Below are 19,539 nucleotides of genomic sequence, written 5' to 3'. Positions count from 1 at the left end.
CGAATCCGCGAAAATGGCGGCATGACCATCAGGCAGCTTTCCGAAACCCTCATCAACCAGATTGCCGCCGGCGAAGTGATCGAACGGCCGGCAAGCGCTGCCAAGGAACTGATCGAAAACGCGCTGGATGCCGGGGCGACACGCATCGAGATCGCCACGGCCGGCGGCGGCAAGACGCTGCTGCGCGTCACCGACAATGGCAGCGGCATGGCGCCGGCCGAGCTGGAACTGGCGATCCGCCGGCACTGCACCTCCAAGCTCGAAACGGATCTCCTGGACATCCGCACGCTCGGTTTCCGCGGCGAGGCGCTGCCATCGATCGGCTCCGTCGCGAAACTCTCGCTGCTGAGCCGCACGGCAGACGCCGGCGAAGGGGCGGAGATCAGCGTGACCGGCGGCAAGGTGCAGCCGGTGCGGCCGGCTGCCGCCAATCGCGGCACGGTGGTCGAGGTGCGCGACCTGTTCTTCGCCACGCCCGCGCGCCTCAAGTTCCTGAAGAGCGAGAAGGCCGAGGCGTCGGCGATTTCCGACGTGGTGCGGCGCATGGCGATCGCCTTCCCGCAGGTGCGCTTCGTGCTGTCGGGCTCCGACCGCACGACGCTGGAATTTCCCGCCACCGGCACGGACCGGCTCGCCCGCATCGCCCAGGTGCTCGGCCGCGATTTCCGCGACAATGCCATCGAGATCGACGCGGCGCGCGAGGACGTGCGGCTGACCGGCTTTGCCGGCGTGCCGACCTTCAACCGCGGCAACAGCCTGAACCAGTTCGCCTTCGTCAACGGCCGGCCGGTGCAGGACAAGCTGATCTGGTCGGCGCTGCGCGCGGCCTATGCGGAGACGATCCCGCACGGGCGCTATCCGGTCGCGGTGCTGGCGATCGACATCGACCCGGCACTGGTTGACGTCAACGTGCATCCCGCGAAATCCGACGTGCGCTTCCGCGACCCCGGACTGGTGCGCGGCCTGATCATCGGCGCCATCCGCGAGGCGCTCGCCCGCGAGGGCGACCGCGCGGCGACGACGGGGGCCGCCGGCCTGATGCGCGCCTTCCGGCCGGAGACCGCCCGCCCCGCCGCAGCCTGGACGCCGTCCGCCTCGCCCTACCGCCCCTTCGAGACGGCCGGGGCCGCCCCGAACCATTTCCGCGAGCAGCAGGCCGGTTTTGCCGATTTCGCAACGCCCTCGGCCCGCAGCGAGCCGGTCTTCCCCTCGCCGGCCGCCCGGGAAGAGGAGCCGCCGCAGCGCCATCCGCTGGGTGCTGCCCGCGCCCAGCTTCACGCCAACTATATCGTCGCGCAAACCGAGGACGGGCTCGTCATCGTCGACCAGCACGCGGCGCATGAGCGCCTGGTCTTCGAGGAAATGCGCAATGCGCTGCATTCGCGCGCCGTGCCGGCGCAGGCACTGCTCATTCCCGAGATCGTCGATCTCTCCGAGGACGATTGCGACCGGCTGGTCGCCCATGCCGACGAATTCGCAAAACTCGGCCTCGGCATCGAGCGGTTCGGTCCCGGTGCCGTCGCCGTGCGCGAGACGCCGGCCATGCTCGGCGAGATGGACGCGGCCGGCCTCATCCGCCAGCTTGCCGACGAACTGGCGGAATGGGACACGGCGAGCGGGCTGAAGAACAAGCTGGACTATCTTGCGGCCACCATGGCCTGCCACGGCTCGGTGCGCTCGGGCAGGCGCATGCGGCCGGAAGAGATGAACGCGCTGCTGCGCCAGATGGAGGCGACGCCCGGCTCCGGCCAGTGCAACCACGGGCGGCCGACCTATATCGAGCTGAAGCTCTCCGATATCGAGCGGCTGTTCGGGCGAAGCTGAGAGGGAAACCGCTGGAAATTTAGCCTATGCCGCGATATGGCATAGGTATCACATGAGATGGATATTGAAATCGATGATGAACCGTTTTGAAGGCCGCGGCAGCCGCGAAGCGAAGATCCGCTATCTCGACGGCGATTTCCAGATCCTGATGCCGGGTTCGCACGTCACCTGCGCGATGACCGGCGAGACGATCCCTGTCGACGAATTGCGCTACTGGAGCGTCGGGCGGCAGGAACCCTATGTCAGCTGCGAGGCCTCGCTGGAGGCCGAAAAGCGCGCCGGCGCGCTGCCGACGCAGAAGAGGCAGTAGGCAGTAGGCAGTAGATGCTGCCAGCCGAGTTCGCAGACGCGATCCCTATTGGCTACTGCCTATTGGCTATCCCCTAAAAACCTATTTCTCCGCCAGCCGGTGCAGCTTGCGCCGCCGTGCGCTGGCAATCGCCGCGTCGATGATCGCATCCGGCCCCTTCGGGTCATCGAAGCGGATTTCCACCTCGATCACCCGGCTCTTTTCCTTCAATTCTTCCGAGCGGCCATGCCCGCCGGCAAGGCGCACGCTGTCCTTCGCCGTGGTGACGAGCTGGTAGCCGAGGCCTGCGGCATGGTCGAGGATATCCGCCGCCTCGTCGTCGCTGAGGTAGTGATGATCGGGAAAGCCGCGCGTGACGTAGAGATGGGCGCCGGTCTCGGTGACGGTGCGGAAGAACTTTTCGTTATCGGCGATGCCCGACCAGGCCATGACGACCTGGTCGCGCAGGTCGGCCGCGCCAACGGTGGCGAGCGTCGCGGAATGAATCGCCTTGCCGGCGCGGGCCGCCTGGCGGATCAGCCGGTCGGCGGCATTGCCGTCGCCGATCGCCAGCAGCGCATTGGCCTGGCGCATCTGTTCGGCGAGCGGCGCGCGTACCGGACCGCTCGGCACGAGATGGCCGTTGCCGATGCCGCGGCGGGTGTCGATGACCAAAAGCGCATAGTCGAAGGCGAGCTGTGCGCTCTGGAAGCCGTCGTCCATGATGATGAGGTCGGCGCCCTCCTCCACCAGTTTCCTGGCGCCCTTGACGCGGCGGCGCGCGATCACCGTCAGCGCCTCGCGGGCAAGCAGCAGCGGCTCGTCGCCGACCGCACGGGCGCGGTGGTGGTGCGGATCGACGACGGTGGTGACATCGAGCGAACCGCCATAACCGCGCGACAGGAAGCCGGGTTTCAGGCCGCGGGCCTTCGCCGCGCGGGCGAGCGCGATCGCCGTCGGCGTCTTGCCGGCGCCGCCGACGGTGAAATTGCCGACGCAGATGACGGGCACCGAAATCTCGGCACGCCGGCCCTTGCGCATACGCCGGCCGGCGATGAGCCCATAGAGGCGCGAGACCGGCCAGAGCGCATAGGCGCGCCAGTCAGCCTTCGTCCACCAGAAAGGCGGCGCTTCACTTACCATTCAGTCCCCCACGGGCGTCCCGACCCGGTCGCTTCCAAGAAACGCGAGAAGCGGCGGAAAATCAACCATGCGAAACGGGCCAGGTGAACGAGCGGTGGTTTTCTCACGCTGCCGGGCGCGCGATGGCCGCTTCGGGGAAGAGGGGCACGAGTTCGGTGATGTCGTTGAGGCAGTAGTCGGAGGCGTCGGCGAGCGACTGGCGTGAACCGGTGCCGGTCAGCACGGCGACGGTGAGGCCGGCGCCGGCATTGCGGCCCATATGCATGTCGTGGTTGTTGTCGCCGACGACGGCGATCTGGTGCGGTTCGAGGCCCGTCACCGCGCAGAAGCCCATTACCATGCCGGGTTCGGGCTTGGTGCCATAGCCGCTGTCGTAGCCGGCGACATAGTGCAGATAGCTATCGAAGCCGAAGCGCTTGGCCGTCGCGCGGATCGAGGCCTCGTTGTCGCTGGAGGCAACGCCGAGCCAGTAGCCGCGGGCGTGCATGGTGGCGAAGAACTGGGCGAGGTCCGTGACGGCGACGGCAAGCTGCGCGGAATTGGCGAAAAGCCCGTCGAAATGGGCGGCCAGCGCGTCCACCGTGAAGGGAGAGCCGGCGGCGACCATGCCTTCCGCGATCTCGACCGTGTTGCCGGCGGCCAGCAGGCTGTCGGGCGTGACATAGCCGGTGTCCGGGTTCATGCCGCCTGCCAGCAGCAGCACGCGGGCCAGGTCCTCGTCGCCGGCGGCGGCGATGCGGGCAAGCTCGTAATTCACCGGCACCCAGCTCTTGACATAGTCGAGCAGCGTCCCGTCCTTGTCGAAAAGGATGCCGGAGATGGTCTGCGCCTTGGTCATGGCCGGGTCTTTCGTCAGGAAGTTTGGCGCGGATGAAGCCGGGCCTTCACGGTGAGCGGATTGATATAGGGTTCCAGCCCCTTGATGGTGGCACGCAGCGCGCCGCGCATCTCCTGCACGGTCTCCTGCCCCGCCTCGATCATCTGCTTGCGCATGTCGTCGTTCATCATGAGGTAGTGCACGCCCTTGGCCAGCATCTCGACGTCGCGCACCATCTTGGCGCTGCCGTTGCGGGCGAGCTGCTGGTAGGATTCGCGAAAATTTTGCACGTTGCCGCCGGACAGGATGGCGCAGCCGAGCATGGCGGGCTCCAGCGGGTTCTGCCCGCCCTCGGCAAAGAGCGAGCGGCCGACGAAGGCGATCTCCGTCATGCGCAGGTAGAGCCCCATCTCACCGATCGTGTCGCCAAGGAAGATATCGGTCTCCGGCGTCAGCGGATCATTCAGCGTGCGGCGAGCGACCTTGAGGCCGCGCGCCGTCAGCATGTCGGCAATGGCGTCGCCGCGCTCGGGATGGCGCGGCACGATGATGGTGAGCAGGCCCGTGCGCTCCTTGAGCGCGCGGTGCACATTGCCGGCGGCCGCCTCCTCGCCCTCGAAGGTCGAGATCGCTGCCCAGGTGCGCCGGTCGCGGATCTGGTCGAGATAGCCGCGGAGCACGGCGGAATCGGCCGGCGGCGCATCCGTGTCGACCTTGAGATTGCCCGAGACCATGACGGGCAGCGCGCCGAGTGTGCGAAACCGGTCGGCATCGAGTTCCGACTGGGCGATGACGAGGGCGAAATTCTCGAAGATCGCGTCGGCGATCGACATGCGCCGCTTCCAGCGCGGGAAGGACCGATCCGAAATGCGGCCGTTGACCAGGACCTGCGGGATATGGCGCTTGCCGAGCTCCAGGATGGTCATCGGCCAGATCTCCGACTCCGCCATGATGGCGAGGTCGGGATGCCAATATTCGAGGAAGCGGCTGATCGCCGGCTTCACGTCGAGCGGCACATATTGGTGGATGACATCCGGCCCGAGGCGTTCGCGCACCACCTTGGCCGAGGTGATGGTGCCGGTGGTGAGCAGGACGGCGATGCCGCGGCGGCGCACTTCCTTGATCAGCGGAATGACGGCCATCGTTTCGCCGACACTTGCCGCATGGAACCAGACGAGCGGGCCGGTGGGGCGCGCGACGCTCGCAAACCCGTAGCGTTCGCGGCGGCGGGACCGGTCTTCCTTGCCCTTCGCGGCGCGAAACCCGAGATAGGGCCCGACGATCGGATAGAGCGCGACACCGCCCCAGCGATACAGCGACAGCGCGAAACGGGCGAGCCGTCTGCTCATGCGCAGGGCACTTTTGCTGGAGCTGTTCTGCGGTTTTTCGGGATCATGAAGGGGTCCGGTCTTTCTGTTCGGCGCGGCGCCGGGCCGCGCGGAACGATGTCGGGGAACTTGGCTCAGCCGTTCTGCGGGTCCAGAAGGCGATGCATGTGGACGATGAAATAACGCATATGCGCATTGTCGACGGTCAGCTGCGCCTTGCCCTTCCACGCGGTGAGCGCGGATGCATAATCGGGGAAGATTCCGACGATATCGAGATTGTTGAGGTCGCGGAACTGCATGTCCGCGAGTGTCTTCAGCTCGCCGCCAAAGACGAGGTGGAGGAGTTGTTTCGGTTCGGTGGTTTCGGTCATGTCTTCTCTCTTTTTCTTACCGATTTCGGCAGGTGGTTTGCGGTATTCCGCACCAAAGGTCAATGGCCGGCAAGGTGCCGGGAGGCCTCCACAAGCCCGGAAAGCCGGGACAAACCGGCAGCAGCCAGCGTCTCGTGGCTGACGGTCGGCCGATTGTAGAGGAGCGGCTCGCCATCGAGCGTCACGAGCGATCCGCCGGCGCGCGCGAGGATGAGGTCGGCGGCCGCCAGATCCCAGTCGTGGGCGTTGCGCTTGACCAGCGTCGCATCGATGCGCCCGTCCGCCACCATGGCAAGCCTGTAGGCGAGCGACGGCACATGCGAGATGCGCTGCACGCCGCCGGAGAGGCCCCGGTGGAGGTCCTGCGTCATGTCCTCGGGGATCGCCATGCGCGTCGAACGGCCGGCATCCGGCTCGGTGACGTTGATCGGCTGGCCGTTCTTCAGCGCCACGCCATCGGCGGCGGCGGTGAACAGTTCATCGAGCGACGGCGCAAAGAGCACGCCCGCGACGGGGCGGCCCCGGTGCACGACGGCGGCGCTGACGCACCAGATGTCCTTGCCGGCGATGAAGGCGCGCGTGCCGTCGATCGGGTCGATGACAAAAACCGTCTCGCAGTCGAGCCGGCCGGCATCGTCGTCCGTCTCCTCCGACAGCCAGCCATAGTTCGGCCGGGCGGAGAGCAGCTCCTTCTTGAGGATATCGTTGGCCGCGAAATCGGCGGCACTCACCGGCGAGTGGCCGCCGTTCTTCCACCAGACTTCCGGCCCCTTGCGGAAGAAATCGAGCGCGCGCGCCCCCGCCAGCCGCGCGGCACCGACGAGCAGATCGAGATCGGCGGTCCAGGGGTTGGCGGGGTTCGGCATGGTGTCACGTCCCGGCAAGCGTCATGCCTTCGATGGCCAGCGTCGGCGCGGCGACGCCGAACGAGCGGTCGATGTCGCTTGCCGGCGTGATGCGCATGAACATGTCGACGAGGTTGGAGGCGATGGTGACTTCCGAGACCGCGAAGGTCAACTCGCCGTTCTCGATCCAGTAGCCGGAGGCGCCGCGGCTGTATTCGCCCGTCACCATGTTGACGCCCTGGCCGATCAGCTCGGTGACGTAGAAGCCGGTGCCGACGGAGCGGATCAAATCCTCCGGCGAGATATCGCCGGGCTCCAGCGCGAGGTTGGTGGAGGCCGGGCCGACCGAGGTGCCGCCGCGCACGCCGCGACCGTTGGTCTTGAGGCCGAGTTCGTTGGCGGTGGAGGTGGAGAGGAACCAGTGCTGCAACACGCCGTCCTCGATCATGGCGAGGCGCTTGCCGGTGACGCCCTCGCCGTCGAAGGGGCGGGAGGAGGAGCCGCGCACGATGAGCGGATCATCGGTGACCGAAAGCCTGGCCTTCAGCACCTGCTTGCCCATGCGATCGCGCAAAAAGCTCGTCTTGCGGGCGACGGAGGCGCCGTTGATCGCGCCGGCAATGTGGCCGGTTATGCCGCGCGCCACGCGCGGATCGAAGACGACGGTGACGTTCTTGGCCGTCGGCACCTGGCGCGGGTTGAGCCGGCGCACGGCGCGGGCCGCCGCCTCGCGGCCGATCTCCCCGGCATCGCGCAGGTCGGCGAAATAGAGGCTCGAATCGAAGTCGTAGTCGCGCTCCATCTTCGTGCCTTCGCCGGCAATGACGCTGACGGAGCGGCCGAAGCGGCTGCCGCTATAGGCGCCGGAAAAGCCGTGCGATGTGGCGAGCACCAGGCCGCCCATGCCGGCGGAAGCACCGCCGCCGCCCGAATTGGTGATGCCGGAGACCGCCAGCGCCGCTGCTTCGGCGGCAAGTGCTGCCTCGGTCAGCTGTTCGGCGGAGACGTCGGTCGGGTCGTAGAGTTCGAGGTCCGGCCAGTCCCGCGCGAGGTCGGCCTCGGCGGCGAGCGACGCATAGGGGTCTTCCGGCGAGGCCTTGGCCATGGCGACGGCGCGCTCGGCGAGCACCGTCAGGTCGAAGCCGGGATTGGCGGAAACGCTGGCGACGCGCTTGCCGACGAAGACGCGCAGCGAGAAGTCGTCGCTCTCCGAGGCCTCCGTGCCCTCGACCTTGCCGAGCCGCACGCTGACGGACGAGGAGCGGCCACGCACGACGACGGCATCGGCCGCCTCCGCCCCCGCCTGTATGGCGCGGTCGATGAGTTCGCCGGCGCGCGCGAGAAGGCTTGCGGAATCGATCGTCTCTGACATGACTTGGCCTTTCTTTGCTGACCCATTTATTGTGCAGTAGCACGAGCATCAAGGGCAGCCGCGCCTTTTTTGCCCTCGCGCCCGCGCCCCTCGAAGAAAGCCTTCCGCATGTCCTATACCCACAGCCCGTATAACGAGGTCCTGCTGATGCTCGGCGGCGCGCTTCTCGCCGCGCCGATCTTCAAGCGGCTGGGGCTCGGCACCATTCTCGGCTACCTTGCCGCCGGCGTGGTGATCGGCCCGATCCTGCACCAGATCCGCGACGGCGAGGAACTGCTCGGCGTCGCCGAACTCGGCGTCGTCTTTCTGCTCTTCCTGATCGGGCTGGAGCTGAAGCCGTCGCGACTATGGGCGATGCGCCACGATATTTTCGGGCTCGGCCTGGCGCAGGTCGTCGTCACCGGCCTGGTGCTGGCGGGGCTTACGCTGCTGTTCGGGCTTGAGGCCTGGGACGGGGCACTGATCATCGGCTTCGGCCTGGCGCTCTCCTCCACCGCCTTCGCCATGCAGATCCTCGACGAGAAGGGCGACACCAACACGCGCTTCGGCCAGCGCGCCTTCTCGATGCTGCTGTTCCAGGATCTCGCCATCGTGCCGCTGCTGGCGCTGATCCCGCTGCTTGCCGAACAGGCGCCGCAGGACACGACGACGGCCTTCCAGGACTTCCTCGTCGCCATCGCCGCCATTGCGGCACTCTTCGTCGCCGGCCGCTACCTGCTCAATCCGCTGTTCCAGATCATTGCACGCACCGGCGCGCGCGAGGCGATGATTGCGGCCGCCCTCTTCGTCGTGCTGGCGGCCGCCATGCTGCTGCAGCTGGCCGGCCTCTCCATGGCGATGGGCGCGTTCCTTGCCGGCGTGCTGCTGGCCGATTCCTCCTATCGCCATGAGTTGCAGGCGGATGTCGAACCGTTCCGCGGGATCCTGCTCGGCCTGTTCTTCATGGCCGTCGGCCTGTCGCTGCATCTCGACGTGATCTTTTCGAGCTGGCTGACGATCCTGATCGCCACGCCCGCCGTCATGCTGGTGAAGGGCGTCGTGATCTACGGCCTCTGCCGCTTCACCGGCTCCTCGCACAATGATGCGGTGCGCATTGCGCTGCTCTTGCCGCAGGGCGGCGAATTCGGCTTCGTGCTGTTCACCGCGGCGGCCGCCGCCGGCATCTTTTCCGGCGGCCTCGCCTCGCTGCTCATCGCCATCGTGACGACCTCCATGGCGCTGACGCCGATTGCGGCGGCGCTCTCGCGCTTCCTGCTGGTGGCCGATGTCGAGGAAGAGATAGAGGAGGATTTCGAGGGCGCGGGGGCGGACGTGCTGATGATCGGCTTCTCGCGCTTCGGCCAGATCGCCGCGCAGATCCTGCTTGCCGGCGGGCGCGAGGTCACCGTCATCGACCACTCGACCGACCGCGTGCGCCAGGCCGCGAATTTCGGCTTCCGCATCTATTTCGGCGACGGTACGCGCAAGGACGTGCTGCGCGCCGCCGGCATCGAGCGCGCCAAGATCGTCGCCGTCTGCACGCAGGGCAAGGCCTCGACGGACCGCATCGTCGATCTCGTACAGTCGGAATATCCCAACGCGACGATCTTCGCTCGCTCCTACGACCGGATACACACGCTGTCGCTGCGCGCCCGCGGCGTGCAGCACGACGTGCGCGAAACCTTCGAATCCGCCCTCGTCTTCGGCCGGGAAACGCTGGAAGCGCTCGGCGTCGAGCCGGACGACGCCCTGGCCATCGGCGACGACATCCGCCGCCGCGACGTGGCCCGGCTGGAGCTCCAGGCCGCCGAGGGGATTTCCGCCGGACGGCACATGCTGCACTCCAAGCCCGTCAAGCCGGAGCCGCTGCTGAAGCCGAAGAACGTGACGCAGGCGGATGAGGGGGAGAGCGTCTGACCACTGTGTGCCGTTACCCCCCTCTGCCCTGCCGGGCATCTCCCCCTCAAGGGGGGAGATTGGATGGGGCAGGCGTTTCGCCCAAAATAAACGGTGCCCTTGAAGCAATGTCCTTGCCGCTTGCCGATCTCCCCCCTTGAGGGGGAGATGCCCGGCAGGGCAGAGGGGGGTGTCGTGCACTATGCCTTAACGGCGGCAGACAGTTTTTCGTCGAGCGCGCGTTTCAGCTCGTCACGGATACCGGCGGAGGTGGCGAGGACTTCGCTGGCCTTGACGAAATCGAGCACCCGGAAGCGGCCGACATCCGGGCGGAGGTAGATGTCCGGCGCGCCCTTTTCGAGCTTCAGCGTGACGATGGAGCGCATGGTGAGCTGGGTCGCGCCATAGAGGCTGTCGATGCTGTTGGGCAGTTCCGCGGTGCCGGCCGCCGGCTGGCCGATCACGTCGACGCCGATGGTGATGTCGGCGTGGCCGATGAGGTGGTCGAAGGGCACGGGGTTCCACAGCCCGCCGTCGATCATCACCCGGCCGTTGATCATCACCGGGCGGAAGACGGCCGGAAGTGCGGCGGAGGCGGCGATCGCCGGAAACAGCGGCCCACTCTCGCAGACGCATTCGCATTGCCCGTAATAATCGGACGTCACGACCTTCAGCGGGATCGCCAGCTCCTCGAACGTCTCCGGCAGGCGATCCGGTAGGAAGGCCTTCAGCACGCGCTCCAGGTTGAACTGCCCGACGCGGAAGCCGACTTCGGAGAGCCGCGTCGGCCTGAGGCTCCAGAGCCGGTTCATGATGCTGCTCGGATGGCCGATCGTGGCGAGCGTGTGCTCGCGGATTTCCCTGCCCGACATGCCGGCCGCCATGGCGGCGCCCAGGATGGCGCCGATCGAGGCGCCCGAGATCAGCACCGGGCGGATGCCGAGTTCGTCCAGCACTTCGATGACATGGATATGGGCGAGGCCCCGCGCGCCGCCGCCGCCAAGCGCGATGGCGACCGTCGGGCCGCCTGGCCGCGACACGTCCGCGGAAACGAGGGCATCGGTCATCGCGGCGGTCTCCTGCTCGCTTTTTGTTTCCGCCGCATTATCCGACGCCGAAGCGATGCCGCTTCGGCTGGAAATGCTCTACGGTTCAGCCGGACCGGTAGCGGTAGAAATGCATGCGCGTGTCGCCGAAGGTGCGGACTTCGAGAAGCTCGTAGCCATCGACGGCGGCAGGCTGAATATCGGCACGCTCCTCGAGGATGGCAAGGGCGCCATCGACGAGCCAGCCGCCGCGCGCCGCCGCATCGAGCGCCCGCTCGCCAAGCCCCTTGGCATAGGGCGGATCGGCGAAGAGAAAGTCGAACGGCTCCACCGTGCCGACGCTGCCGAGCGACGTCGCATCGCGCCGGAAAATCTTGGCGCGGCCGATGAGGCCCAGCGTTTCGATGTTGGAATGCAGGAGCCCCCTGCCCTCGACGCTCTGCTCGACGAAGAGAGCCGCCCGCGCACCGCGCGACATCGCCTCCAGGCCGACCGCGCCGGTGCCCGCGAAGAGATCGAGCACGCGCGTGCCGTCGAGCGCTTGCGGATAGGCATGCGACAGGATGTTGAACAGGCTTTCGCGCGTGCGGTCCGTCGTCGGACGAATGTCATCCGACTTCGGCGTCGCAAGCGCGCGGCCGCGAAACTCTCCGCCGACGATCCGCACGGGCGCTTACTTGCCCTTGCCGCGCGGACGGCTGCCACCGGCGGGCTTGCCGCCGGAGGGGCGTCCACCCCCCGGCTTGCCGCCGAAGGATTTGCCGCCGGACGGCTTTGCGCCGAAAGGCTTGCCGCCATCGCGACGCGGCGGGCGATCCGAGAAGGTGCGTTCACCCTCCGCGCGAGGTTTGCGGTCGTCACGGGCCGGACGGTCGCCGAAGGAGCGGTCGCCGCGTGGCGCGCGGTCACCGAAGTCGCGGGGGGCACGGTCGTCGCCGGCGCCGGAGCGCTTGCGGCCGAAGCCGCCGCGACCGCCGTCGTCACGATCCTGCTCGGAGGCGCGGATCCACTCGCCGTCCTCGTCGCGGGTCTTCAGCACGCGCGGCTTGTCGGCGCGGTCGTCGCCGGGGCGGCCACGGGCCGGTCCCTTGCGGTCGGGATCGAATTTCTTCGACGAGCGCGTCGGCGCGCCATCGGCCGTGCGGCCGTAGCGCTTGGTCTTCGGCGCACCTTCGGGCCGTTCGCGCGGCTCGCGCTTCACGCCTTCGGCGGTCTCCGCCTTCTTTTCGGCAACCGGACGGGCCCCGGGCGCCATCCAGACATTCGACTTGCGGGCGCGCCCGGCAGGCTCGCGCTTCGGCTTGCCGTCGAAACGATCGTCGGTGCGGTCGCGAGGGCCGCCGCGCGGCTTCTCGCCAAAGCGGTCGTCGCGCTTGGTGTCGAGGCGGGCGCGGGCCTTTTCGCGGCGGTCTTCCGGCTTGTCGCGGCGGCCGGCGGGCCTTTCGCCCCAGGCGGGCGGCGCGGCATCGCGGGTCTTGGCGGCCGGCTTCTCGTCCGCATCGTCGACCGCGTGGTCGAAGAGCGGCGCATCGAAATTCGCCTTGGCTTCCTCGATGAGGCGGGGGCCGAGCTGGTCGCGCAGCGTGCGGCCGCGGATCTCCTGGGCGTGGCCTTCCGGCAGTTCGCCGAGCTGGAACGGACCGTAGGAGATGCGGATCAGGCGGTTCACGTCGAGACCGAGCGCGCCGAGCACGTTCTTGATCTCGCGGTTCTTGCCTTCGCGAAGGCCCATGGTGATCCACACATTGGTGCCCTGCACCTTGTCGAGCGTCGCGTCGATCGCGCCATAGAGCACGCCGTCGACGGCGAGGCCGTCCTTCAGCTTGTCGAGGTCAGCCTGCTCGATCTTGCCGTGGGCGCGCACGCGGTAGCGGCGCAGCCAGCCGGTCGTCGGCAGCTCCAGCATGCGCGCGAGGCCGCCGTCATTGGTCAGTAGCAGCAGGCCTTCGGTGTTGATGTCGAGGCGGCCGATGGACATGACGCGCGGCAGGTCTTCGGGCAGGTTGTCGAAGACCGTCGGGCGGCCTTCCGGGTCGGCATTGGTGGTCACCAGGCCGGCCGGCTTGTGGTAGAGCCAGAGGCGCGTGCGCTCGATGCCGCGGATCGGCATGCCGTCGACCTCGATGCGGTCGGCGAAGGTGGCGTTGAGCACCGGCGTGTCCAGCACCTTGCCGTTCACGCTGACGCGGCCTTCCATGATCATGCGCTCGATATCGCGGCGCGAGGCGACGCCCGCACGGGCGAGCAGTTTGGAGATGCGCTCGGGCGCGAGGTCGGCGCTTGCCGAAGCGCTCGGCGCCGCCTTGGCAGGCTTCGCATCGCGGGCCGGCTTGGCGTCACGCGCGGGTTTTCCGGCGAAGGGTTTGCCGCCCGGTTTCTTGCCTGCCGGCTTGCCGGCGGCAAAGGATGGCTTGCCCTCGCCGGCCGATGCGGCGGCACGGGGCTTGCGGTCACGGCCCGCGGGCTTGTCACCCGGCCGTTTTGGCTTGTCTTTGAATGTCATTTGTGCTGCCTGCGTTTTGGCGTGTCCTATCAGGTCACACGCCCCGGGTTAAGAGGAATTCGTGCCGCTAATGACAAATCGCTTCATGGAGATCGCGCTGGCCGAGGCGCGTGCGGCGGGCGAGCGGGGCGAAGTGCCGGTCGGCGCCGTGCTGGTGCTCGACGGCGCGGTCGTGGCAAAGTCCGGCAATCGCACGCGGGCGGAGAGCGACATCACCGCCCATGCCGAGGTCGCCGTCATCCGCGAGGCGTCCCGCAGGCTCGGCCAGGAGCGCCTGACGGGTGCCGATCTCTACGTGACGCTCGAACCCTGCACGCTCTGCGCCGCCGCCATTTCCTTCGCCCGAATCCGAAGGCTCTATTACGGTGCGGAGGACCCGAAGGGCGGCGCGGTGGACAATGGCGTGCGCTTCTTTTCGCAGCCGACCTGCCACCACGCGCCGGATGTCTATTCCGGCATCGGCGGCCTGGAAGCGGCGGAAATCCTCAAGGATTTTTTCGCCGAACGGCGCTAGATTCTTGTTTCGCCGCATTATCCAACGCCGAAGCGTCGCTTCGGCTGGAAATGCTTTAGCCTTCAGCGAACTGTCTAAGCTTGTCGCCAGACAGCCGGTAGCGGATCCATTCGGACTGCGGCTCGGCGCCGATCGCGTCATAGACGCGGATCGCCGGGGTGTTCCAGTCGAGCACGCTCCATTCGAAACGGCCGCAGCCCTCTTCGATCGCGAGGCGCGCGAGATGGCGCAGCAGCATCTTTCCGACGCCGGCGCCGCGGTGATCGGGCGTCACATAGAGGTCTTCGAGATAGAGGCCGTTCTTCGCCTGCCAGGTGGAATAGGACATGAACCAGACGGCGAAACCGGCGGGCTCGCCCGCCTCCGTCTCGCAGATCACCGCACGGGTGACGGAGCTTTCGCCGAACAGCGAGGCGGCGATGGTCTCCTCGGTCGCCGCAACCTCGTGCAGCGCCTTTTCGTAATCGGCAAGTTCGCGGATGAAACGCAGGATGGTCGCGGCGTCGCTGACCGACGCCGGACGAATATTGTAAGCCGTCATCGGCCTAGAACGGCCACCAGGCGGAACCGCTCTGCTTGGCCGCCTTCGCTTCCTTCTTGCGTCGGCGCTCCTTGGTGCGCTCCGGCTCGCCGAGATCGGCCGAGGCCTCTTCCGGAAGGCGGCGATAATCGACCGGCGGGTCGCTCAGGTAACGGCGCTTGTCGGAATAGGCGCCCATCTGCAACCGGCGTGCGTCACGATAAGCGGCAGTCTGCTCGGCGGCGGAAAGCTTGCGGTTCGTGGTGTTCTGGGCTGCGAGCGGGGAACGGTAGTTGCCATCGTCGCTGTTGGCCGCAGCCTCGGTGCGCAGACGCTCGCGCATATCCTCGGGGCTTTCGATCCACTCCGGATTGTCCTTGCCGGCGACGGATTGCTGCGGCGTGGTCAGCGCGAGCTCATCCTTCGGCACCACGAGGCCGCCGCGCGGCTGGTAGCGGATGTTCTTCTTTTCCTTGTCGTCGGGCCGCAGCGTCACGGCATTGCCGATGTCGTCCACCAGCTGCTCGCCCGCGGTCTTGCCCGTGCCGTAGGTCGGCCCCATGCAGCCGGTCAGCAGGAGGCTTCCACCGAGGAGGCCGATCAAGCCGGTACGCAGCCGAATATTTCGCGTCATTCCCATGAATACCCTTCCAGCGGAGCCGGCGCCCAAAGCCCGAACACGGCAATAGATCGCCGTGCCATGGCGGAAAAATCCGACCATTTTCAGGCAGCAATACCGGATGAAGACCACAAGCGCAATTCACCCGGCATATCGACGGCCGGAAAGCCCCGGCCGTCAACAGTGCTATGCCTTACGCCGCGCGACGAAAACCGATCTCGCGCAGCGCCGCCGCGTCGCGGGCCGAGACGTCCGGATAGTCCGGATCGGCACCGACATCCGTGGTGATGCGCCAGGAGCGGGCGCATTTACGGCCTTCGGCAAGCTTCGGCTCGACGGAGACCTTTGCGACGTCCGGCAGACGAAAGGCATCGGCCGGGCCTTCGCCGGCAACCAGCGTGATGGCCGAGGTGATGCAGATCTCCGCAAAGTCCTGGCCTTCGAGTGCGGCGAGCAGTTCCGGATCGGCGATGGAGACGATCGGGGCGGCCTCCAGCGAGGCACCGATGCGCTTTTCGCGACGCTCGATCTCCAGCGCACCGGTGACGACCGAACGCACGGCGCGGATCTTCTCCCACTTGGCTTCGAGCGCGTCGTTGCGCCATTCGGCCGGCACCACCGGGAACTGTTCCAGATGCACCGAAACGGCATCCGGCTTCAGCGACAGCCAGGCTTCCTCCGTGGTGAAGGGCAGCATGGGCGCCAGCCAGGTGACGAGGCACTCGAACAGCTTGCGGATGACGCAGAGCGAGGCACGGCGCTTCAGCGACGACGGGGCGTCGCAGTAGAGCGCATCCTTGCGGACGTCGAAGTAGAAGGCCGAGAGCTCGACATTCGAAAAATCGATGAGCGAGCGGGCGATCTTCTTGAAATCGAAGGCGTCGTAGCCTTCACGCACGACGGCGTCGAGCTCCGACAGCCGGTGCAGGATCAGCTTTTCGAGCTCCGGCATGTCGGCAAGAGCGATCTCCTCGCCCGTATCGTGCGCCAGCGTGCCCAGCATCCAGCGCAGCGTGTTGCGCAGCTTGCGGTAGGCGTCGATGTTGGTCTGGATGATCGTCTTGCCGAGGCGCTGGTCTTCCCAGTAGTCGGTGGTCATCACCCAGAGGCGCAGGATATCGGCGCCCGATTCCTTCATCACATCCTGCGGCGAGACAACGTTGCCCTTCGACTTCGACATCTTCTCGCCCTTCTCGTCCATGGTGAAACCATGGGTGATGACGGCGTTGTAGGGCGCACGGCCACGGGTCGCTGCCGATTCCAGCAGCGAGGAATGGAACCAGCCGCGATGCTGGTCGGAGCCTTCCAGATAGACGTCGGCCGGCCACTTCAGGTCGGGACGGTCTTCCAGCGTGAAAGTGTGCGTCGAGCCCGAATCGAACCAGACGTCGAGGATGTCCATGACCTGCGTCCACTTGGCCGGGTCGTGGTCGTTGCCGAGGAAACGTTCCTTGGCGCCCTCGGCGAACCAGGCGTCCGCACCCTCCTGCTCGAAGGCGTCGAGGATGCGAGCGTTGACGGCCTCGTCTACGAGAACTTCGCCCTTCTCGTCGGCGAAGACGGCGATCGGGACGCCCCAGGCGCGCTGGCGCGACAATACCCAGTCCGGGCGGCCTTCGATCATCGCGCGCAGGCGGTTCTGGCCGGCGGCGGGCACGAAACGCGTGTCGTCGATGGCTTTGAGCGAACGCGAGCGCAGCGTGGTGCCGTCGCCGAGTTCCTTGTCCATATAGACGAACCATTGCGGCGTGTTGCGGAAGATGACCGGCTTCTTGGAGCGCCAGGAATGCGGATAGGAGTGCTTGATGCGGCCGCGGGCAAACAGGTTATTGGCGGCGATCAGCGCCTTGATGACGCGCTCGTTGGCATCGCCCTTCTTGCCGTTGTCGTCCATGACGCGCGCGCCATCGAAGCCGGGGGCGTCGGTGGTGTAGAAGCCGGCGTCGTCGACGGTGAAGGGGATCTTCGACGAGATGCCCCGCGCCTCAAGCGCGCGGGCCGCCGCCGTCCAGGCGTCAAAGTCCTCGCGGCCGTGGCCGGGTGCCGTGTGCACGAAGCCGGTGCCGGCATCGTCGGTGACGTGATCGCCATCGAGCAGCGGGACCTTGAAGTCGTAGCCGAGAGAAGCCAGCGGATGGGCGCAGACGACCGCCGCCAGCTCTTCCGGCGCAACGTCGCGGAGGAACTTGAAGGTGAGCTTTGCTTTCGCGGCCGCCTCATCCGCAAGACGCGTCGCGAAGATCAGCTTTTCACCCGGCTGCGGGCCGAAATCGTTCTGCGCGCTTTCCACTTCGTAGAGGCCATAGGGATAGCGCGACGAGAAGGCGATGCCGCGGTTGCCGGGGATCGTCCAGGGCGTGGTCGTCCAGATGACGACGGAATTGCCGAGCAGCTCGGCCGGACCTTCGGTCACCGGGAATTTTACCCAGATCGCATCGCTCTCGACATCGGCATATTCGACTTCGGCTTCGGCCAGCGCCGTGCGCTCGACGACCGACCACATGACGGGCTTGGAGCCGCGGTAGAGCTGGCCGCTGCGGGCGATCTTCAAAAGTTCGCCGGCGATGCGGGCTTCCGCGTGAAAATTCATCGTCGTGTAGGGGTTGTCGAAGTCGCCTTCGATGCCGAGGCGCTTGAACTCTTCCGCCTGGATCTTGATCCAGCCGGCGGCGAAGTCGCGGCATTCCTGGCGGAATTCGTTGACCGGAACCTCGTCCTTGTTCTTGCCCTTCTCGCGGTATTTTTCCTCGATCTTCCATTCGATCGGCAGGCCGTGGCAGTCCCAGCCGGGCACATAGTTGGAATCGAAGCCGCGCATCTGGAAGGAGCGGGTGATGACGTCCTTCAGGATCTTGTTCAGCGCGTGGCCGATATGGATGTTCCCGTTGGCATAGGGCGGGCCATCGTGCAGCACGAATTTCTCGCGGCCGGCGGCGGAGGCGCGCAGCTTTTTGTAGAGACCCATCTGCTGCCAGCGGGCCACCGTTTCCGGCTCCTTCGTCGGCAGGCCGGCGCGCATCGGGAAATCCGTCTGCGGCAGGTAGAGGGTGGGCGAATAATCGACTTTTTCGGGCGTATCGGTCATGGATATGGCTATCGTCTTTTTTCGCGCGCGTTTGCGCATGCGGGGATATTGTCAGGCTTCGACGGCGGGGGCGCTTTTCGAAAACGCCCAAAATCCCGGACCTTCCGGCCTCGCTCAGAGCGCGCGGAAGGCCGGGCCACTAATTCGCAGATCGATGGTCAGCCGGTTGAGCATCATGCGCGCGGTATTACGGCCTTTTCGTTGGTTTGAAAAGACGGGAGGAGCGGCAAAGCGGCCATGGAGCGCTGACAAAAACCACCAAACCTTTCCTTCGTCATCCTCGGGCTTGACCCGAGGATCCATAAGCCGTTGAAAAGAATGGATCCTCGGGTCTAGCCCGAGGATGACGGGGAGAGTGAGGCGAGGTTTGTCAACAAATTGCCGGCTCTAAAAGCGCCGTTCGCCTTCAAAAACAGAGACGCTGGTCGATCAAGCCAAGCGGCGTGACGCCGGACAGCAACGCCCGCGCCTCCTCCTCGTCGCGCTTCATCTGGATGACGAGCGGGTCGAGGCCGTCGAATTTCAGCTCGTCGCGCAGGTGGCCGAAGAAGGAGACGGCGGAGACTTCGCCGTAGAGATCGCCGGAGAAATCGAAGAGGAAGGTTTCGAGCAGCGGCGCGCCATTCGACGTGACCGTCGGGCGGCGGCCGTAGCTGGCCACACCATCATGCAGGCTGCCGTCGGGGCGGCGGAAGCGCACGGCATAGATGCCGTTGCGCAGTTCCACTTCCGGGGGGAGCTGCATGTTGGCTGTGGGATAGCCGAGCGTGCGGCCGAGCTTCTTGCCGTCGATGACCTCCGCCTCGACCGTATAGCGGTAGCCGAGCTGCCCGGCCGCCTCCACGACGGCGCCCTCGCCGAGCAGGGCACGGGTGAAGCTCGACGAGATGACCGAGCCGTTCTCGTCACGAAAGGCATCGACCAGCGTCACGCCGAAACCGTTGTCCTGGCCGGCGGCCATCAGGAAGGCCGGGCCGCCTTCCCTGCCCTTGCCGAAGTGGAAATCGAAACCGGTGACGACCTCGGAGCCATGCAGCCAGTCCAGCAGCACCGAGCGGGTGAAATCATGCGCCGACATTTCGGAAAAGCCGCGGTCGAACGGGTATTCGATGACGGCGGCAAAACCCATGCCTTCGAGGATACGGGCCTTCAGCGGCGCCGGCGTCAGGCGGAAGACCGGGCGCTCGGGCCGAAAGACCGTGCGGGGATGCGGCTCGAAGGTCAGCACCAATGCGGGAATGCCGCGGTCGTTCGCAAGGTCGAGGGCGCGTTGCAGCACGGCCTGGTGGCCGCGGTGCACGCCGTCGAAATTGCCGATGGCGATGACGCCGCCGCGCAGGTGTTCCGGCAGCGGCTGTTTCGTCTCGTTCCTGTGAAATACCGTCATG

Annotated in this window: 17 protein-coding genes; 4 read left to right on the top strand and 13 right to left on the bottom strand. The window is 66.7% G+C overall.

The window, feature by feature from the left end; translation table 11 throughout:
- The first annotated feature begins 21 nt into the window (after positions 1 to 21).
- Together mutL and VGN93_RS01980 are read left to right on the top strand one after the other, a co-directional pair.
- Complete coding sequence (gene mutL, locus VGN93_RS01985) at positions 22 to 1,824, top strand: DNA mismatch repair endonuclease MutL (RefSeq protein ID WP_327506133.1); 1,803 nt, start codon at positions 22 to 24, stop codon at positions 1,822 to 1,824.
- Positions 1,825 to 1,900: 76 nt separating this feature from the next.
- The gene (locus VGN93_RS01980) at positions 1,901 to 2,134 is read left to right on the top strand and encodes a DUF2093 domain-containing protein (RefSeq protein WP_319312289.1); all 234 of its coding nucleotides are present in this window, start codon (positions 1,901 to 1,903) and stop codon (positions 2,132 to 2,134) included.
- Positions 2,135 to 2,215: 81 nt separating this feature from the next.
- Here VGN93_RS01980 and lpxK read toward each other — a convergent pair whose 3' ends face one another.
- The 6 genes from lpxK to VGN93_RS01950 all read right to left on the bottom strand — a co-directional run bounded on the left by lpxK (position 2,216) and on the right by VGN93_RS01950 (position 7,989).
- Positions 2,216 to 3,256, bottom strand: a complete 1,041-nt coding sequence (gene lpxK / locus VGN93_RS01975; RefSeq protein ID WP_327506132.1) for a tetraacyldisaccharide 4'-kinase — start codon at positions 3,254 to 3,256, stop codon at positions 2,216 to 2,218.
- Positions 3,257 to 3,359: 103 nt separating this feature from the next.
- A complete protein-coding gene (locus VGN93_RS01970) occupies positions 3,360 to 4,094 on the bottom strand; it encodes an HAD family hydrolase (protein ID WP_327506131.1) in 735 nt (244 codons plus the stop codon).
- 14 nt (positions 4,095 to 4,108) lie between these two features.
- On the bottom strand, positions 4,109 to 5,422 hold the full coding sequence (waaA, locus tag VGN93_RS01965) for a lipid IV(A) 3-deoxy-D-manno-octulosonic acid transferase (protein ID WP_327506130.1): 1,314 nt from the start codon (positions 5,420 to 5,422) through the stop codon (positions 4,109 to 4,111).
- A gap of 113 nt (positions 5,423 to 5,535) precedes the next feature.
- On the bottom strand, positions 5,536 to 5,772 hold the full coding sequence (locus tag VGN93_RS01960; protein WP_327506129.1) for a DUF4170 domain-containing protein: 237 nt from the start codon (positions 5,770 to 5,772) through the stop codon (positions 5,536 to 5,538).
- A gap of 59 nt (positions 5,773 to 5,831) precedes the next feature.
- Complete coding sequence (locus tag VGN93_RS01955) at positions 5,832 to 6,638, bottom strand: 3'(2'),5'-bisphosphate nucleotidase CysQ (protein WP_327506128.1); 807 nt, start codon at positions 6,636 to 6,638, stop codon at positions 5,832 to 5,834.
- 4 nt (positions 6,639 to 6,642) lie between these two features.
- Positions 6,643 to 7,989, bottom strand: coding sequence for a TldD/PmbA family protein (locus VGN93_RS01950; RefSeq protein ID WP_327506127.1), 1,347 nt, complete (start codon positions 7,987 to 7,989; stop codon positions 6,643 to 6,645).
- Between the two features lie 108 nt (positions 7,990 to 8,097).
- Here VGN93_RS01950 and VGN93_RS01945 point away from each other — a divergent pair, with 108 nt between their 5' ends.
- A complete protein-coding gene (locus VGN93_RS01945) occupies positions 8,098 to 9,885 on the top strand; it encodes a monovalent cation:proton antiporter-2 (CPA2) family protein (RefSeq protein WP_327506126.1) in 1,788 nt (595 codons plus the stop codon).
- 179 nt (positions 9,886 to 10,064) lie between these two features.
- Here the strand turns inward: VGN93_RS01945 and VGN93_RS01940 are convergent, their stop codons facing one another.
- The 3 genes from VGN93_RS01940 to VGN93_RS01930 all read right to left on the bottom strand — a co-directional run bounded on the left by VGN93_RS01940 (position 10,065) and on the right by VGN93_RS01930 (position 13,413).
- Positions 10,065 to 10,931: a patatin-like phospholipase family protein gene (locus VGN93_RS01940; protein WP_327506125.1), complete on the bottom strand. Its 867-nt coding sequence runs from the start codon at positions 10,929 to 10,931 to the stop codon at positions 10,065 to 10,067.
- Between the two features lie 85 nt (positions 10,932 to 11,016).
- Entirely contained in the window at positions 11,017 to 11,577 is a 561-nt protein-coding gene (rsmD, locus tag VGN93_RS01935) for a 16S rRNA (guanine(966)-N(2))-methyltransferase RsmD (protein ID WP_319310397.1), read from the bottom strand.
- Between the two features lie 6 nt (positions 11,578 to 11,583).
- Positions 11,584 to 13,413: a pseudouridine synthase gene (locus tag VGN93_RS01930; RefSeq protein ID WP_327506124.1), complete on the bottom strand. Its 1,830-nt coding sequence runs from the start codon at positions 13,411 to 13,413 to the stop codon at positions 11,584 to 11,586.
- A gap of 70 nt (positions 13,414 to 13,483) precedes the next feature.
- Here VGN93_RS01930 and VGN93_RS01925 point away from each other — a divergent pair, with 70 nt between their 5' ends.
- Positions 13,484 to 13,927: a nucleoside deaminase gene (locus VGN93_RS01925; protein ID WP_327506123.1), complete on the top strand. Its 444-nt coding sequence runs from the start codon at positions 13,484 to 13,486 to the stop codon at positions 13,925 to 13,927.
- Between the two features lie 55 nt (positions 13,928 to 13,982).
- Here the strand turns inward: VGN93_RS01925 and VGN93_RS01920 are convergent, their stop codons facing one another.
- The 4 genes from VGN93_RS01920 to VGN93_RS01905 all read right to left on the bottom strand — a co-directional run bounded on the left by VGN93_RS01920 (position 13,983) and on the right by VGN93_RS01905 (position 19,538).
- Entirely contained in the window at positions 13,983 to 14,468 is a 486-nt protein-coding gene (locus VGN93_RS01920) for a GNAT family N-acetyltransferase (RefSeq protein ID WP_327506122.1), read from the bottom strand.
- 4 nt (positions 14,469 to 14,472) lie between these two features.
- The gene (locus VGN93_RS01915) at positions 14,473 to 15,087 is read right to left on the bottom strand and encodes a hypothetical protein (protein ID WP_319310389.1); all 615 of its coding nucleotides are present in this window, start codon (positions 15,085 to 15,087) and stop codon (positions 14,473 to 14,475) included.
- A gap of 172 nt (positions 15,088 to 15,259) precedes the next feature.
- Positions 15,260 to 18,151 carry an isoleucine--tRNA ligase gene (gene ileS, locus VGN93_RS01910; protein ID WP_327506121.1) on the bottom strand — a complete coding sequence of 964 codons (2,892 nt, stop codon included), beginning with the start codon at positions 18,149 to 18,151 and terminating at the stop codon, positions 15,260 to 15,262.
- A 406-nt stretch (positions 18,152 to 18,557) separates the two neighbouring features.
- Positions 18,558 to 19,538, bottom strand: coding sequence for a bifunctional riboflavin kinase/FAD synthetase (locus tag VGN93_RS01905; protein ID WP_327506120.1), 981 nt, complete (start codon positions 19,536 to 19,538; stop codon positions 18,558 to 18,560).
- Position 19,539 lies beyond the last annotated feature (1 nt).

Source organism: Shinella sp. (assembly GCF_035998705.1).
In the GTDB taxonomy this organism is placed as follows: domain Bacteria; phylum Pseudomonadota; class Alphaproteobacteria; order Rhizobiales; family Rhizobiaceae; genus Shinella.
This window is presented reverse-complemented; position numbering and strand designations above follow the sequence as displayed.

Bases quoted from the DNA above. Each gene is read 5' to 3' on its own strand.
- mutL (WP_327506133.1), top strand. From the start codon at position 22: ATGACCATCAGGCAGCTTTCCGAAACCCTCATCAACCAGATTGCCGCC.
- VGN93_RS01980 (WP_319312289.1), top strand. From the start codon at position 1,901: ATGAACCGTTTTGAAGGCCGCGGCAGCCGCGAAGCGAAGATCCGCTAT.
- lpxK (WP_327506132.1), bottom strand. From the start codon at position 3,256: ATGGTAAGTGAAGCGCCGCCTTTCTGGTGGACGAAGGCTGACTGGCGC.
- VGN93_RS01970 (WP_327506131.1), bottom strand. From the start codon at position 4,094: ATGACCAAGGCGCAGACCATCTCCGGCATCCTTTTCGACAAGGACGGG.
- waaA (WP_327506130.1), bottom strand. From the start codon at position 5,422: ATGAGCAGACGGCTCGCCCGTTTCGCGCTGTCGCTGTATCGCTGGGGC.
- VGN93_RS01960 (WP_327506129.1), bottom strand. From the start codon at position 5,772: ATGACCGAAACCACCGAACCGAAACAACTCCTCCACCTCGTCTTTGGC.
- VGN93_RS01955 (WP_327506128.1), bottom strand. From the start codon at position 6,638: ATGCCGAACCCCGCCAACCCCTGGACCGCCGATCTCGATCTGCTCGTC.
- VGN93_RS01950 (WP_327506127.1), bottom strand. From the start codon at position 7,989: ATGTCAGAGACGATCGATTCCGCAAGCCTTCTCGCGCGCGCCGGCGAA.
- VGN93_RS01945 (WP_327506126.1), top strand. From the start codon at position 8,098: ATGTCCTATACCCACAGCCCGTATAACGAGGTCCTGCTGATGCTCGGC.
- VGN93_RS01940 (WP_327506125.1), bottom strand. From the start codon at position 10,931: ATGACCGATGCCCTCGTTTCCGCGGACGTGTCGCGGCCAGGCGGCCCG.
- VGN93_RS01930 (WP_327506124.1), bottom strand. From the start codon at position 13,413: ATGACATTCAAAGACAAGCCAAAACGGCCGGGTGACAAGCCCGCGGGC.
- VGN93_RS01925 (WP_327506123.1), top strand. From the start codon at position 13,484: ATGACAAATCGCTTCATGGAGATCGCGCTGGCCGAGGCGCGTGCGGCG.
- VGN93_RS01920 (WP_327506122.1), bottom strand. From the start codon at position 14,468: ATGACGGCTTACAATATTCGTCCGGCGTCGGTCAGCGACGCCGCGACC.
- VGN93_RS01915 (WP_319310389.1), bottom strand. From the start codon at position 15,087: ATGGGAATGACGCGAAATATTCGGCTGCGTACCGGCTTGATCGGCCTC.
- ileS (WP_327506121.1), bottom strand. From the start codon at position 18,151: ATGACCGATACGCCCGAAAAAGTCGATTATTCGCCCACCCTCTACCTG.
- VGN93_RS01905 (WP_327506120.1), bottom strand. From the start codon at position 19,538: ATGACGGTATTTCACAGGAACGAGACGAAACAGCCGCTGCCGGAACAC.